At 64.4% G+C, this 1228-nt stretch carries 1 protein-coding gene; it reads left to right on the top strand.

Annotated features, from left to right (window positions below; all coding sequences use genetic code 11):
- Nucleotides 1-1228: cbb3-type cytochrome c oxidase subunit I (locus OO68_RS41540; protein WP_033314694.1), on the top strand; the 1228-nt coding region annotated here is incomplete at both ends.

Raw genomic sequence — 1228 nt, 5'->3', positions numbered from 1 at the left:
TTCGCGTTCTTCGTCATCGGCGGCGTGATGGCGCTGCTCATGCGCGCCGAGCTCGCCCGGCCCGGTCTGCAGATCATGTCGAACGAGCAGTTCAACCAGGCGTTCACGATGCACGGCACGATCATGCTGCTGATGTTCGCGACGCCGCTGTTCGCCGGCTTCGCGAACTGGATCATGCCGCTGCAGATCGGCGCGCCCGACGTGGCGTTCCCGCGGCTGAACATGTTCGCCTACTGGCTGTACCTGTTCGGCTCGCTCATCGCGGTCGGTGGCTTCCTCACCCCGCAGGGCGCGGCCGACTTCGGCTGGTTCGCCTACAGCCCGCTCTCGGACGCGGTCCGCAGCCCGGGCATCGGCGCCGACATGTGGATCATGGGTCTGGCCTTCTCCGGCTTCGGCACCATCCTCGGCTCGGTCAACTTCATCACCACGATCATCTGCATGCGCGCACCGGGCATGACGATGTTCCGCATGCCGGTGTTCACCTGGAACGTGCTGCTGACCGGTGTGCTGGTCCTGCTGGCCTTCCCGGTCCTGGCCGCGGCGCTGTTCGCGCTGGAGGCGGACCGCAAGTTCGGCGCCCACATCTTCGACCCGGCCAACGGCGGAGCGCTGCTCTGGCAGCACTTGTTCTGGTTCTTCGGGCATCCGGAGGTGTACATCATCGCGTTGCCGTTCTTCGGCATCATCAGTGAGGTCATCCCGGTCTTCAGCCGCCGGCCGATCTTCGGCTACATGAACCTGATCGCGGCGACCATCGCGATCGCGGGTCTGTCCGTGACCGTGTGGGCGCACCACATGTACGTCACCGGCGGTGTGCTGCTGCCGTTCTTCTCCGTCATGACGTTCCTGATCGCGGTCCCGACCGGTGTGAAGGTCTTCAACTGGATCGGCACCATGTGGAAGGGCAGCCTGTCCTTCGAGACCCCGATGCTCTGGGCGATGGGCTTCCTCATCACCTTCACCTTCGGTGGTCTGACCGGTGTCATCCTGGCCTCGCCGCCGATGGACTTCCACGTCTCCGACTCGTACTTCGTGGTGGCTCACTTCCACTACGTCGTCTTCGGCACCGTGGTGTTCGCGATGTTCTCCGGCTTCCACTTCTGGTGGCCGAAGTGGACCGGCAAGATGCTGGACGAGCGTCTCGGCAAGATCACCTTCTGGACGCTGTTCATCGGCTTCCACGGCACGTTCCTCGTCCAGCACTGGCTGGGCGCCGAGGGCATGC

The sequence above is a fragment of the Streptomyces iakyrus genome, from assembly GCF_000717055.1.
GTDB classification, from domain to species: domain Bacteria; phylum Actinomycetota; class Actinomycetes; order Streptomycetales; family Streptomycetaceae; genus Streptomyces; species Streptomyces iakyrus.
This window is presented reverse-complemented; position numbering and strand designations above follow the sequence as displayed.